General features: G+C 48.6%; 13 protein-coding genes. 8 read left to right on the top strand and 5 right to left on the bottom strand.

Annotated elements, in window-relative coordinates:
• Window positions 1–168: 168 nt before the first annotated feature.
• The 7 genes from VB712_RS20165 (at window position 169) to VB712_RS20135 (ending at window position 4,671) form a co-directional block, all read left to right on the top strand.
• Window positions 169–387: a hypothetical protein gene (locus tag VB712_RS20165; RefSeq protein ID WP_323258121.1), complete on the top strand. Its 219-nt coding sequence runs from the start codon at window positions 169–171 to the stop codon at window positions 385–387.
• Window positions 388–414: 27 nt separating this feature from the next.
• The gene (locus VB712_RS20160; RefSeq protein ID WP_323258119.1) at window positions 415–771 is read left to right on the top strand and encodes a hypothetical protein; all 357 of its coding nucleotides are present in this window, start codon (window positions 415–417) and stop codon (window positions 769–771) included.
• Window positions 772–803: 32 nt separating this feature from the next.
• Window positions 804–1,160: an SH3 domain-containing protein gene (locus VB712_RS20155; RefSeq protein ID WP_323258117.1), complete on the top strand. Its 357-nt coding sequence runs from the start codon at window positions 804–806 to the stop codon at window positions 1,158–1,160.
• Between the two features lie 38 nt (window positions 1,161–1,198).
• A complete protein-coding gene (locus VB712_RS20150; RefSeq protein WP_323258115.1) occupies window positions 1,199–1,720 on the top strand; it encodes a hypothetical protein in 522 nt (173 codons plus the stop codon).
• A 79-nt stretch (window positions 1,721–1,799) separates the two neighbouring features.
• On the top strand, window positions 1,800–2,462 hold the full coding sequence (locus VB712_RS20145; RefSeq protein ID WP_323258112.1) for a hypothetical protein: 663 nt from the start codon (window positions 1,800–1,802) through the stop codon (window positions 2,460–2,462).
• A 343-nt stretch (window positions 2,463–2,805) separates the two neighbouring features.
• Window positions 2,806–3,348, top strand: a complete 543-nt coding sequence (locus VB712_RS20140; protein ID WP_323258110.1) for a transposase — start codon at window positions 2,806–2,808, stop codon at window positions 3,346–3,348.
• A 231-nt stretch (window positions 3,349–3,579) separates the two neighbouring features.
• On the top strand, window positions 3,580–4,671 hold the full coding sequence (locus tag VB712_RS20135; RefSeq protein WP_323258108.1) for a DNA methyltransferase: 1,092 nt from the start codon (window positions 3,580–3,582) through the stop codon (window positions 4,669–4,671).
• On the opposite strand, the gene VB712_RS20130 is transcribed toward VB712_RS20135, so the two are convergent.
• A complete protein-coding gene (locus tag VB712_RS20130) occupies window positions 4,668–5,555 on the bottom strand; it encodes a hypothetical protein (RefSeq protein WP_323258106.1) in 888 nt (295 codons plus the stop codon). The genes VB712_RS20135 and VB712_RS20130 overlap by 4 nt on opposite strands.
• Complete coding sequence (locus VB712_RS20125; protein WP_416236417.1) at window positions 5,552–5,815, bottom strand: helix-turn-helix domain-containing protein; 264 nt, start codon at window positions 5,813–5,815, stop codon at window positions 5,552–5,554. Before VB712_RS20125 ends, VB712_RS20130 begins: the two co-directional genes overlap by 4 nt.
• Before the next feature lie 351 nt (window positions 5,816–6,166).
• Here VB712_RS20125 and VB712_RS20120 point away from each other — a divergent pair, with 351 nt between their 5' ends.
• Entirely contained in the window at window positions 6,167–10,057 is a 3,891-nt protein-coding gene (locus tag VB712_RS20120; protein WP_323258102.1) for a hypothetical protein, read from the top strand.
• Window positions 10,058–10,147: 90 nt separating this feature from the next.
• On the opposite strand, the gene ispF is transcribed toward VB712_RS20120, so the two are convergent.
• The 3 genes from ispF to VB712_RS20105 all read right to left on the bottom strand — a co-directional run.
• Window positions 10,148–10,636 carry a 2-C-methyl-D-erythritol 2,4-cyclodiphosphate synthase gene (ispF, locus tag VB712_RS20115; RefSeq protein ID WP_323258100.1) on the bottom strand — a complete coding sequence of 163 codons (489 nt, stop codon included), beginning with the start codon at window positions 10,634–10,636 and terminating at the stop codon, window positions 10,148–10,150.
• Window positions 10,637–10,750: 114 nt separating this feature from the next.
• On the bottom strand, window positions 10,751–12,430 hold the full coding sequence (locus VB712_RS20110; RefSeq protein ID WP_323258097.1) for an NAD(P)H-quinone oxidoreductase subunit 4: 1,680 nt from the start codon (window positions 12,428–12,430) through the stop codon (window positions 10,751–10,753).
• A 129-nt stretch (window positions 12,431–12,559) separates the two neighbouring features.
• On the bottom strand, window positions 12,560–14,429 hold a 1,870-nt coding region (locus tag VB712_RS20105), incomplete at its 5' end, for a serine/threonine-protein kinase (protein ID WP_323258093.1).

The raw sequence follows: 14,429 nt of genomic DNA, 5'->3' as shown, positions 1-14,429 counted from the left end.
CTGGGAGATTGGAGAGAAACGGATGGTGTGAAGAGAGGATAAGTCACAAAAATAGAACTGATTTACTTCTGACAAAGGGTTTTGAACGAGTACTTTGCAAACACAATCTTTTTTTCGAGGTTCCCTACAATCACTGACGGAGCCATTTTTATTCAAAAGGACTAAATCATGGAAACAATTAAACGAATCTTTCTTTCAATCATTGCTTGTTGCTTAATCTGGACAATTGCCCAGCCTGCACTGGCAACAAAAGCAGTAGGAGCATCGAGTAATGGCTATTATTGGTTACTAACGGATAATGGTCGTTGGCAATGTCGCTCAACATCTGATCCACGCATCCAACCTCACAAGAAATGTATTGAAGCTGGAGCAATCAAGCCTCAATGAGCTTAAACCTCTTCTAATTTGAAAACCATGAATCTACTTTTCTTGTTTGATTGTACTCTCCTCCTTGGTCAATCTCATTCTGAATCAGTATTGGCTTGTAAATCCATTGGTATTACTGAGCTAATTTTGATTATTGGTTTATTGACTGGGCTTATTATCGTCGTTGTAACTACTGTACCGAGTGCAATTACTTTTGGCTCTGGAGGGCTTGCTGCAAAAATTGCTTTGCCAGGTGTAATTACTAAAATTATTGCTAGCTTAGGAATAGGAGCTTCAATGACACAAATTGTAATTCCACTAAAGGCATTCCTTGAAATAGCAGCCGTTAAGGGGGCTATAGATGTTGTCAAAAGCATCTTAGAGTGCCATTCACCTTCAATTTGAAGCTTGTTTACATATTACGAGGACTCTTTACCATGAAAAGACAGATCAAAAATATTCTAGGTTTTACCACAAGTGCGATCGCTGTGCTGAGTTTAACCACTAGCGGAACTGTCAGCCAAGCTCAAACACAAACAGAACCGGATCAAACCATTGCTCAGGCTAATCCAATTGTGCATTGTTTAGTTGTGAACATTGAACGGGGACAGTTGGCAGTTCGCCGTAGTCCCAATGGAGAAGCAATTGCTGGGTTAAATAACGACAATTTGGTTCGGTTTATTCGTCATCAAGATATGTGGTATTACATTCGTGTCGTTCGTGGCCCCAATCCGCGAGTCAATGGCATTGAAGGATGGGTGAATGGTCACTATGTTGAATGTGCTTGGGATTAATATTCAATCTAGTTGTAATGCAAGAACTACGGAGAATCATGAATAAACGGTTATTATTGAAGTCTGCTTTGGCTTTATTTTCGACAGTTTTAGGTTTGAATATCGTGGCGATCGCAGTTGCTAGACCTAGCGTTCCTCTTGGATTTATTGTGGTTGATACTTATAATGAAAATGGCTTTTTTGGAGCAAGCCTTCAAGTTCCTGATAGAAACACAACGGTTGATGCGGGTGGTGGCTTACGTCGCTACGACGTTCATATTGCTAAAATGTTTGAAATCACCCACAACTCATGCCAAGAAGTTCATCGCAATGGGGGTTATGAATTTAATGGGTATTCTTGGAATTATTCTGCGAATAATGGCTCAATTAATATGGGGCGATTTCTGATCAGTTGTCGGTTAGCCCAAGACATTGTTACGGCCTACGGTTTAGGCAACTCAGAACGAACCGAAATTACCTATTACCGTGCTGATAACGTTGTTTATATACCAACCCTTAATATCGTGGGTGGCAAAGTTGATCGGTGGCGACAATTTACACACAACTTTGTCCCTCGTTAGATCCAGAAATACTCAAAATGGGTGGGTATGCCCACCCTATATTTTCCACATTGTTAAGTTGATTTTCTAGAAAACACAAATGGACACACCGAATTCTCCTAACACAATTATTGATAAATGTAACCATGCCATCCTTATTTTAGGGGCTATTATTGCTGCTATTCTTTATTGCAGTATAACAACCATAGTAGGAGCAATATTTTTATCTGGATTAGCTATTATTCCTGCAAATATTGCAAAAAACAAAGGCTACTCATTTAGCAAGTGGTGGTGCTATGGATTTATGATGTTTATCGTTGCATTTATTCATGCATTGTTCTTGAAAAAAATAAAAATAGAAAAAGTGGCAGAACTCACAACTTCAAGCTCTCCAGATAGCTTAATGAAGAAATGTCCTTACTGTGCTGAACCCATTCGTGCAGAAGCAAAACTATGCCGCTATTGTCATAGTGATCTGACGAAAGCTATTGAGCAAAATCAGTCTATACAACAGAATCAAGATGCAAGCAGTTTGGATGCAGTTTTAATGGTTGCTGAAGATATTACCAATCTGATGGTACTTGCAGAAATGAGTGAAACAGTAAGTGCAACAATGGATTTAGCCGACAGTGCCGCTAGTACTTTAGACGTGGCAGATTCTGTAGTTCAGATGGCAGAAGCAATTGATGTAGTGAGTAGTGCAGTGGAAGCCGCAGATATTTTCAGTAGTTTCGGTGATTTTCTAGATTTATTTAGGGAATAACGGAAGTTATCTACTCTAGAAGCAATTCAGGGGTTTAGGCGTGGGGGCAAGGTTGGCTTGGGGGCGAAAAATTTTTCGCCCCTACAGGTTTTGATTGAGGGGATGGGTTGAAATTGGGAATGATCCCAATTAGCACTGAATTTAAGATAATGCTTTCTTAGTGCTGCTGGTTAACAGGGAAGGAGGCAGAACCTCCAAGCGGGTATGACTTAGCAGATTCAAGTAACGAGGGAAATGGAAAATTTGATTAAATAATGGAAAATTTGATTAAATAACCGTAGGGGCGTTGGCGTAAGCCTGCCGGAGGCACAAAAATCTTTCGCCCCCACAGCCTCAGCGATCCATGACTAAATCCCCGCCGCCGATGCCCGACAACCCGCAGATCCATCATCGCCAATCGATCCGGCTACGGGGCTATGACTATACCCAGATGGGGGCATACTTTCTCACCCTTTGCACCCACAACCGTGAATGCATCTTCGGAGCAATTACCCAAAACACCATGCACCTCAACCCCGCTGGCCAAGTTGCCCAGCAAGGTTGGCAACAAATTCCCACCCATTTTCCCCATGTTCAACTTGACCAGTTCATCATTATGCCCAACCACATCCACGGCATTATTTGGATTGTTAACCCCCCCACCGTAGGGGCGAAAAATTTTTCGCCCCAATCCCAAGGCACATCAAAAACCATTGGTTCCATTGTTCGAGGTTTTAAAATTGGGGTCACTAAATGGATGCGAAAAAACACAACTATTGATCAAATTTGGCAACGCAATTATTGGGAACGCATTATCCGTAGTGAGCCTGAATTACACCAGATTCGAGAATATATCCAAAACAACCCCAAACAATGGGAAACCGACCAGCTATACCCACCCTTTTAGACAAAATTGAGAACAGGCTTTGAGTGGGAGGCAAGCCCTGCGTGGGGGCGAAAAATTTTTCGCCCCTACAGTTTTGGTTGGGGTAGTGGGTTGGATAGGTTGAGAGGGGGCGATCGCCCCATGAAGGAAAAAAGCAGAGCTAAATAACCTATAGAGATGCGAACTCTAGCATCTTTTGTGACATAAATATCCTAAAATGGGCTAAAACGCACGAAACTTCAGACAACATTCATGAATCAAGCTCATTCAAAAAACAGTTCCGCCAAAATTTCCAAACCAAAAGCCACCAGTACAGTGGGGCGCGGTAAAGTTGTTAACCTCAATACACAACTTAACTTCTCTCAGTGGCGGGATGAACAAGTTTCATTATTTTTAGGCGATAGCCTCGACTATTACAAAAACTGGGAACAGCCTACTGTCATTATTTCAGATGGAGCCTATGGCGTACTTGGTTTTGAAGGAGATACATCCGATCACATTGACTTGCCCCACTGGTATCAACGCCATATTGAAGCATGGTCAAAAGCAGCCATGCCTTGCACAACACTCTGGTTCTGGAACTCAGAAATTGGTTGGGCAGTTGTGCATCCAATCTTAGAACAATATGGTTGGCGATATGTCAATTGCAACATTTGGAATAAAGGCAAAAGTCATATTGCCGGCAACGTCAACACCGAAAAAATTCGTAGATTTCCAGTTGTTACTGAGGTATGTGTTCAATACGTCAGAGAGGTTAAAATTAATGAACTTACCTTAAAAGCTTGGCTATTACAGGAATGGAAACGATCTAAACTACCCTTGAAAAAAGCAAACGATGCTTGCGGTGTAGTTGATGCTGCCACTAGAAAATATTTTGATCAGGGGCATTTATGGTACTTTCCACCCCCAGAAATGTTTGAAAAACTGGTCAATTATGCTAATGTACATGGTCATTGCGAGGGAAAACCCTACTTCTCTGTAAATGGTCATCAACCCTTAACAGGTCAAGAATGGAGCCAAATGCGCTCAAAATTTAGGTGTCCCCATGGTTTTACAAATGTATGGGAACGCCAACCTCTGAGAGGGAGTGAAAGAATTAAAATACCTTCCGGCAAAGCATTACATCTGAATCAAAAACCCCTCGACTTAATGAGCATGATTATTCAGTCTTCAAGTGATCAAAATGATATTGTCTGGGAACCTTTCGGTGGGTTATTTACTGCATCTTTAGCAGCAACAAAAAATAGCCGTAAAGCCTATGCTTGTGAGATTGATCCTGACTACTTTTATTATGGTGTCCAGCGATTCCTCAACCCAAAAGCTCATCAGTATTCTCTTTTTTAAAGATTGAGATGTTCCTGGAGAGACTTTCTGACTTCATCTTCCCTACGGCTCGATAACAACTTCTTCCATTCCCTTACCTTCAGACCAGAAGCCTCAACATTATAAACACGCCGCTTAAACGCTTCAACACCAGGATGGACAATTCTATCCATTTTGGCAAAATTAGTATCTAGCCTGTACCTGTATCGCACCAATAATTCTCGCAAAAGTTTTTGATACTCTTGAGTTGGCTTGTAAATTTTCCCTTCAGCACCCCATGAATCAACCATTTTTTGAGCAGCAAATAACTCATCAGTAGAGCCTTGAAATTTATAGCCACTGGTGTTAGTTTGCTGGAGATTTGCCGTTCTTTGGGTTGTGTCTTCCGGTTCCAGAACAAGATAATCTGGCGGATTGTGGTAATGGGTATCTCTAGCCAAAGCCACTGATAAACCAGAAACAACACAAACATCAAGAATGTAAGGTTTTCCATAAATAACCTTCTCCGGTAGCCAGGCCAACATTGCAACATAAGTCTGATCAAACTGAAAATGATTCTGGCTATCTTTAAATCGTGCAGTTATTTCAGTAGCCAATGGAAACCATGCCTTAATTTCTAATCCTGGCGTTGGTTGAATATCTCCTACAAAAATACTGTCTGGAAACCCTGGATCTTGCCTTTCCCATCTCCCAAAATCAGAAAAATTTTCCTGCTGATTCAAAAATTCAACCGTATTAAATTCAATTAAATTACCTAAAAAAGGTGAAAGTTTTGAAATAACCTTGGATAAATTAACTGCGGAATTAATGGTGACAGGTTTGGCTATATCTAAAACATCAAATTTATGTCCTGCTAAATTAGTAACATATTGAGATGCGAGGGTGATAATGTCGTATGTTTTCATGGTTTTTGCTCATTGAATTTTTCAAGAATTTTCCGCTCAATTTCACTCAAAAGATTACAAGGATTTACGCCGATTGCTTGAGCAATGATTAAAAATTCCACAACATCTAAGCGTCGCTCACCATTTTCATACTTAGCAACAAAAGACTGGGGTTTTTGCAGCGCTGTAGCAATAGATTGCTGGGTAAGTTTTGCGTCCTTACGAGCCGCAATCATACAGCGGCGGAATACATCATACTCATAACGAAAAATAGACCCCATTGTACTTAGTCTTTAGCACTAATTGGTACGCTACTCACAATAAACCCATTTTCGGATAATCCCAAAATGGGATATTTGGACTGATCTGCTCTATGGGATCGCCCATCCCCCCCCTAGGGGGTATTGCGCAGAGCGTTTCGAGGAGACTGCTGAATTTTGCAATGATCTAGAGAAAATTTCATCAAAAAAAGTCAGTAGGTTTACGGAAACTTTACATAAAAATTAACACTGAATCCGATAATGAAGCGAGAAAGAACTTTTGGGGTGCATTGATCCAGTCCGTAGTCAGCAAAAATATCCTCGCCCCTTCGATCCCTGGATCATCCTCGAAAATTCTTCGTTAAATTCTTCATGAAAAGCACAGCTTTATCTTCCGCCGTCCTCTTGGCGATCGCCTTCTCCCCCGCAGGAGCGATCCACGCTAACGAACTGATCGCTTCCGAAACCCCTGCTCCCGTACAACCGAGAGTCGGTGTCGGCTACAACAGCGGCTCCGGGGGGTATGAGGGATTTAGCCACCTGGATGCCTTTTATCCCCTCCTGCAAACCCCTGGCCGTAATCTCCTCTATACTTACGGGCAAGTACGGATGGAGGGGGGAAATCCCCTAGGCAGCAATCTGATGGTGGGCTATCGCATTGCCAACCCCAACACCCGCCGCGTTTGGGGAGCCTATCTCGGCTATGACCAACAGAGTACCGGCGTGAACTCCTTTCAGCAATTGGGCTTAGGCTTAGAAAGTTTGGGGGATTGGGATTTTCGCCTCAATGGTTATTTGCCCTTAGGAGAAACCCGGAAACTCGCCCTCGATACCGGCCTCCAAATTACCGACCACTATTTTCGCAACCATGATTTAAATTTGGTGCTGCAACGACAGCAAATCTATGAAGCTGCTGCTCAAGGGGCAGATTTTGAGGTGGGGACGCGGTTGCTGAATGTGGGCAGCGGTGAATTGCGGGGCTATGGAGGCCTCTATTATTACAAACCCACAGGGAGCGAGGGAACCCTAGGCTATCGTCTGCGCTTAACGGCCAATCCGATGCGGGGCCTGAATTTCGGCCTTAACTTCCAAAACGATCGCCTCTTTGGGAACCATCTTTCTTTTCAAATCGGGGCCCATTGGGGGGGGTCGAAGCCTTCCCGGGATCCCGATCGCCTCCTGGCCCGTTTAGAAACGGCTCCCCAACGCACCCAGGCGATCGCCATCGAACAACAAACCACCATCGCTTTTAACAGTACCGTCGTCGCCACCAACCCCGAAACCGGGCAACCTTGGTATTTCCTCCATGTGCATCCCAATGGGGGGCAAGATGGCCGGTTTGAAAGTCCCTTTGCAACGGTGGAGGAGGCGATTGCTGTCGCCCCGACAAATAAAAACACGATTATTTATGTCCAGAACGTCAGCCGACCCGCCACTGCAACCATCAACGTCCCTGAAAATGTCCGCCTCTGGTCAACGGGGCCGCTCCAACGCATCGATACCCGCGAACTGGGTAGCGTCATCCTTCCCTTATCCAACAGTGGCATCTTTCCCCAGATTCATACCACGGTCAATATGCGGAGTGGTTCCCATTTGGCCGGCTTTACGATTCAACCCCCCAGCGGTCAAGATGGTGTCAGGGGTCATCAGGTTAGGGATTTAATTATCCGTGAGAACCGGATTACGACGCGGGGGAATCAGGCCGATGGGATCAGTTTGGAGAATGTGACGGGGACGATGGCGATCGCCACCAACCAAATCAACACCAGTGGCAACGCCGCCCACGGGGTTCGCCTCAACCAAACCACCGCCCAACTCACCGCCGCCACCCTCACGGGCAACCAGATCAACACCACCGGCACAGGCTCCCACGGCTTCTACACCCGTACCCGCAACGCCACCAGTCGCATCGATAACATCACCCTCACCGATAATCGCTTAACCACCCAAGGGCAACAAAGCCATGGCCTCTTTGCCTTCATTGATACCAGTAGCGTCCTCCAGGATTTAAGCATCCACCGCAGCGCAGCCACCACCCAAGGGAATGAATCCCATGGCATTTTTGCCTTTGCTAAAGCTGGCGCAAGAATTGAAAACGTCACCATTACCGAATCCACCGCCCACACCCAAGGGAATCAAGCCAATGGCTTCCTCCTCTTTGCCAACGAGGCCGGCAGCCGCCTCGATCGCGCCACCCTCACCAACAATCAAGTCTCCACCGTTGGCCTCAATGCCGCTGCCCTGTTGACCTTTGCCACCCGAGGGGGGCAATTGGGGCAAAGTCAATTAACCGGCAACCAAGTCACCACCCAAGGGCATAACGCCGCCGCCATCCTCTCCTTTGCCTCCAATGACAGCACCCTTGGCAATACCACAATCAGCAACAACCGCATTCAAACCAGCGGCATCAATGCCAATGGCCTGCTGGCCTTTGCCACAGTACGGAGCAGTTTAAACAATGCCACGATTAGCGGCAATACCGTCACCACCTTGGGCCAAGGGGGCGGAACCATCAGTGGCCTCTATGGTAGTTATGCAACGGATCGTGCTGGTGGCATTCTTGCCTTTGCTTCCAATGAGTCCACGGTGAATCAGGCCACGGTGACGGGGAACAGCATTAGCACCCAGGGAACGCTTTCCAATGGTATTGCTGTATTTGCCGCCCGCCAAGGGAGTTATGCCCCTTCCACGTTGGCAACGGCGACGATCCAAAATAACCAGATTACAACCCAAGGCGAGGAATCCCACGGCATTTTAGCCTTTGCATCTAATCAATCCACATTGACGACGGCGACGCTTTCCGGGAATACCAGTATTACCAACGGTGAGCAGGCCTATGGCTTATTTGGTTTTGCCGCCAATAGTCAAAATTTTGGCCGCTTAGTCTTAAGTGACAACCTCGCCCAAACCAGGGGTCTAACAGCCCATGGCACGGTGATTTCTGCCAATGATAATAGCCAGATTGCTGCTGTGGAAATTCTCAATAATCGCAACCAAACGACGGGAGAAGATGGGGATGGAATTAAACTTCAAGCCAGCGGCATCGGCAGTATCCTCCCCAATGTGACGGTGAGCAATAATACGGCGATAACCCAAGGCAGAGCGGGGGATGGCATCACGATGACGGTGCAAAATAACGCCACAGTGACGACGACAACCCTAACGGGGAATCGGGTTGCAACCCAAGGGGATGAAGGGAAGGCGATCGCCCTCACCTTGACCAATAATGTCAACCTCGGCGACTGGACAGCCAGCCACAATCAACTCACCACGGGGGGAAATCGCGCCCCTGGGATCGTCATTTCCAGCACCAACAGTACCCCCGACCAGATCACCCTTGCCCATAATCAGGTGAATACGAATGGTTTAGGGAGTATGGGGATTGATATCACCGCCAATGGTGGAACTTTGACCCGTGCAACAGTACAAAATAATCAGGTGACAACGGCGGGGGCTAACTATGTGAATGGGACTGAGAATGTGGGGGCGATGGGGATTAGTTTTACGGCGTTGAATAGTACGAATTTTGCGGAGGCGATCGCCACCGGCAACCACATCATCACCCACAACGCCAAAGCCAGCGGGATCCAATTCCTCGCTGCCAATGGTACTATCACCAACGCCACCGCCCAAAATAATCACATCCGCACCAACGGCATTGAAGCCCATGGTGTTTTTCTCCTCACCACCCAAACCAATGGCCGGATCACCACCGCCAACATTGCTCAAAACCACATCAACACCCACAACACCCAAGGTAACGGTATTTTTGCCCTCAGTACTCAATTGGGGACGATCGCTAGCCTTAACCTCAATCAAAACCAGATCACCACCCATAACACTGTTGCCAACGGGATTTTCACCCTTGCCACGCAAACCGGGATGATCACCGAGGCGATCGCCGATGGCAACAACATCCGCACCCTCGGAGCTAACAGCAATGGCATCCTCTTTCAAGCCTCCAATGATGGCCAGATTCATAATGCTCAACTGATCAACAATATGATTCCCCAAGCTGGGTTACACAGTTTTCACCTCCAAACCAGTACCGGGGCGACGGCCACCAATCCGAGCCTCTGCGTAGCCACATTCAGCAGCAACCATAGCCCCAACCCTTCGGCGACAGATTTACGAGTCACCCATGCAGCGGGAACGATTAATTTTGTCAACTTTGCCAATGTGGCCACGAATAACACCAGTTTTAGCAATATCTTGGCCAATGGCGGGGGAACGTTTAATGGTGCGGCGGCGGGTTGTCCTTAGGGGAGTGGGCAATGGGTAATGGGTAATGGAGGCGGAGCCTCCGAAGGGGCGTGACTTGGCAGAGCCAAGTCACGAGGCGTTCCCTGTTCCCTATTCCCTCTCCCCCCCAACCAACAACGCCACCGCATAGGCGGCGATCCCCTTTTCCTCCCCTACGGCATCCAATTTTTCGTTAGTGGTGGCCTTGATGCTGACTTGATCGATATCGAGGTTTAACACCGTGGCGAGGCGATCGCGCATCGCGATTAAATGGGGCTTCAATTTGGGCCGTTCCGCAATCACCACCGCGTCAATGTTGCCGATCTGCCAACCCCGTTGTTGGATTTCCTGATGAACTTGGGCCAACAGTTTTAAACTATCGGCCCCCGCCCATTGGGGATCCGTCGGGGGGAAAAAATGACCAATATCCCCCAAGGCCAAGGCCCCCAAGATCGCATCCATGATCGCATGAGTGAGCACATCGGCATCACTATGACCCACTAAACCGAGGGGATGATCGAGCTTTACCCCACCGAGAATCAGGGCGCGATCGCGCCCCAATTGGTGGATATCGTAACCGTTGCCAATACGGATTTTCATGAGGAGTGAGGGGTGAGGAGTGAGAAGTGAGAAGTGAGGAAAAATACTAAACTGAACTCTCTTCTCTCTACTCTATCCTCTCTTCTCTCTACTCTATCCTCTTTTCTCTCCTCACTATTCGCCCCCAATAGGGTTAACAGTGGCTAAGGTGGCCCCAGGGGTAGATTGCGCCCGCAGGGGGGCCACCTGTTCGTAGGCTTGGATCATTGCGCCATTAATTGCGGTCGTGCTGGTGTCATACATCCCCGTGGCTAACTTGGGATAACAACCAATGGCGATAATTAAGGCTAAGAAACTCGCCGCAATCATCACCTCACGGGGGCGGGTATCGTCAAAAACTGCTTCACCGGGAAGAACACAATCAGTGCCGAAACAGACAGCGGCTTGGTTTTCCGTGAAGTCCCGGCGCAATTCCGGATCTGTGATATCGCACACCGGGATTTCTTTGGAGCCGTAGAAGGATCCGTAAAACACTTGGCGCACCATCGAGAGCAGGTAAATCGGTGTGAGAATCACGCCAACGGCGGAGAGAAAGACGATCGCCACCCGGAAGGGCAGACTATAAAAATCACTGGTGGCAATGCCCAAAAATACCGCCAATTCACTCACAAACCCGCTCATCCCTGGTAGGGCAACGGAGGCCATCGCCCCAGCGGTATAGAGGGCAAACACCTTGGGCATGAACAGGCCAATGCCCCCCATGTCGTCCATGGTCATCGTATGGGTGCGATCGTAGGTAACGCCGGTTAAGAAGAACAGCACCGAGGCAATTAATCCGTGGGAAATCATTTGCAGCATTGCGCCGCTCATTCCCAAATCACTGAAGGAAGCCAAACCGATGAGTACAAAACCCATGTGAGAAACGGAGGAATAGGCTAACCGCCGTTTCATATTCGTTTGGGCAAAGGAGGTGAGCGCCCCATAGACGATGTTCACCACCCCTAACGTCACCAAGACCGGCGCGAAATAAACATGGGCATCCGGTAATAAACCCATGTTGAAGCGGATTAAGCCATAGGCTCCCATTTTTAACAGCACTCCCGCCAGAATCATTGAGACGGGGGCGGAGGCTTCGCCATGGGCATCGGGGAGCCAGGTATGGAAGGGGAAGGCGGCGAGTTTTACACCAAAGGCAAAGAGTAAACCGGCGTAGAGGGGTAACTCTAAGGCGAGGGGAATATCTTTTAAGCCTAGGGTTGCCAAGTCAAAGCTAATCGGGCCGCCACCGTAGAGGGCGAGGGCTAAACCGGCAACGAGGATGAAGATGGAGGCGATCGCCGTATAGAGCAAAAACTTCATCGCGGCGTATTGACGTTTGGGGCCGCCCCAAATGCAGACCAACAGATAGACCGGAACCAGTTCTAATTCCCAAACGATAAAGAAGAGGATCAAGTCTTGGGCAATAAATACGCCGATTTGGGCGGCGTAGAGTACCAACATTAAGAAATAAAAGAGGCGGGGCTTACGATCCACCTGCCAAGCGGAGAGCAGCGAGAGCGTGCTCACAAATCCCGCCAGGAGCACCAGGGGAACCGAAATGCCATCAACGGAAACCGTCCAACTAATCCCCAAGGCGGGCAACCAGTTAAAGGTTTCGACAATTTGGAACCCAGCTTGGGCGGGGTTGTAGTGCTGCCAAAACACTTGGCACATCAGCACAAAATCCGCCAAAGCGACCCCAAGGGCATACCAACGGAGGGTTTTGCCATCTTTATCGGGAATGAGGGGGACGGCAAGGGCAGCAACGAGGGGGAGGGCAAAAATGGTGGTCAGCCACGGAAAAGCGTCAGTCATTTTAGGGGTGAAGGCGTGAGGTTACGGGGGAAAAATCATCGTTTTTTGACTTCTCCCTATTGTGCGCCTTTGTAACACTTTCTTAACAAAACACTGATAGTTTTTCTTTATCATTTTCCTTAACTGCTGCTATGGTTCTAGGTTGCCCCGCCATAACAGCGCATTGCCGCCCTCTTGGGGTTGGGTGAGGAGGTAATATTCGGGGCTGCGGGGGTTGACAAACAGATTGCCGGTTAAGGGGGCTTCGCCTTGGGGGGGAATTTGCCAGGTGTGGCGGAGGGTTAGGGTGTTGCTGTCAATTTGGAGCAGGTTCTGCAAGGGGACTCCATCCAGGAGGATAATTTGCCCCAAACCGGGGGCAAAGGCGAACCGCTCCCCCCCTGGGCGATTGGCGGCTTTGAGGGGCAATGATTGGGTTTGCAGGGTTTGCGACCCTTGGAAGCTGGGGAGGGAAAAGCGATAGCCGTTATTGGTGAGGCCCTGCTGACCATCGGGGGAGATCCAGAGGCGATCGCCTAAATTTTGCCCATTGGGGGCTTGCCATTCCCCCACCGCAATGCTCTCCGCCCCATTGAGGTTCACCACTTGAATCGCCGTACCGCCACGGGCTAAAGCTAAGAGCGTGCGGCCGTTAGGGTGGAGCGTGAGCAGACTCCGCATTAAATTGGGGACATTCGTCTGCACGGTGCTTACGCCCGTGGCGATATTGATCGCAAACAGGCGATCATCATCAGTCCCAGAATGGTAAAGCCAACCATTGGCGGCGATCGCCACCGTTGCGATTACCGTTGGGGTCTCAATCACCCGCTCCACCTGATTCCGTTGCAAATTAACAACGGTAATGCTGTTCCGATGGGCCACCGCCGCCCGTTGGCCCGCCGCATCGAGGGCCACCTGACGAGGCACATCTCCCAAGGGAATGGCCTGCAACCGTTGGGAAAGCAGGCTGTAAACATAGAGTTGGTTGGGATTTTCCCCCACCATCACCAGGCGATTGAGGTTGGCGCTGTAGGCAGCGGCGGTGAGGCTAAAGTTGAAGGGAATCGCCTCGGCCACAAGCAGCGGGATCGTTTCATCGGGCCGATCCGTGGGGTTGATGCGGGTGGGAACCCTGGCCGGTTCAAGATTGGCGGTATCCAGCGCCATCTGCTCCATGAGGTACTGCACAACCCCGACAAACAGCGTGATCACCAGCGCCGCAATGCCGGTAATAATGGCGATCGCCACCCCAGGCGACACCGATTTTTGATGCAATTCCTGAATCGGCCGCAACACCGTCGCCCGCCGGGAACCCAAGGCAGCGAGATCTACTAACACCGCCTCCGCATTGGCATAGCGTTGGCGAAAATCGTAGCGCACCATTCGATCCAGCACCGAGCGCAGTAGGGGATTGAGATTTTTTTGAGCGATGCGATCGTGCCAAATCACTTCCCCCGTATGGGGGTCTTCCGGTAAATGTTCCGGTTCAATCCCCGTCAGAGCTTGAATCGCAATCATCCCCAAGGCATAGAGGTCACTACTCAACCGGGGTTTACCTTGGGTTTGCTCACTGGGGGCATAGCCCGGCGTACCGATCGCCACCGTCACCCTCGTTTTATCCGGCTTCATCCCCGGTTCGCCAATCTGTTTCACCGCCCCAAAATCAATTAAAACCAATTCCCCCGTCGTCCGGCGACGAATATTAGCCGGTTTTAAATCGCGATGAATCACATTCTGGCTATGGACAAATTGGAGGATCTGAAGCACCTCCCGCAGGAGGCGGATCACCTTCACTTCGCTCCAGGTTTTACCGGGAGTTAACTCGGTTTCAATATCGGCCCCTTCGATATATTCCTGCACCAGATAAAATTCATCATTTTCTTCAAAATAGGCTAATAAATGGGGAATTTGGGGATGTTCTCCCAGTTTACTCAACACTTCTGCCTCACTGAAAAAGAGACGGCGGGCCAGTTGCAGGGTTTGGGGTGTGGCGCGGTAGGGTCGCAACTGTTTGACGACG

Source organism: Spirulina sp. CCNP1310, from assembly GCF_034932185.1.
Classification (GTDB): Bacteria; Cyanobacteriota; Cyanobacteriia; order Cyanobacteriales; family Spirulinaceae; genus Spirulina.
Note: the sequence above shows the minus strand (reverse complement) of the source record. Positions and strands in the feature narration are given on the sequence as shown.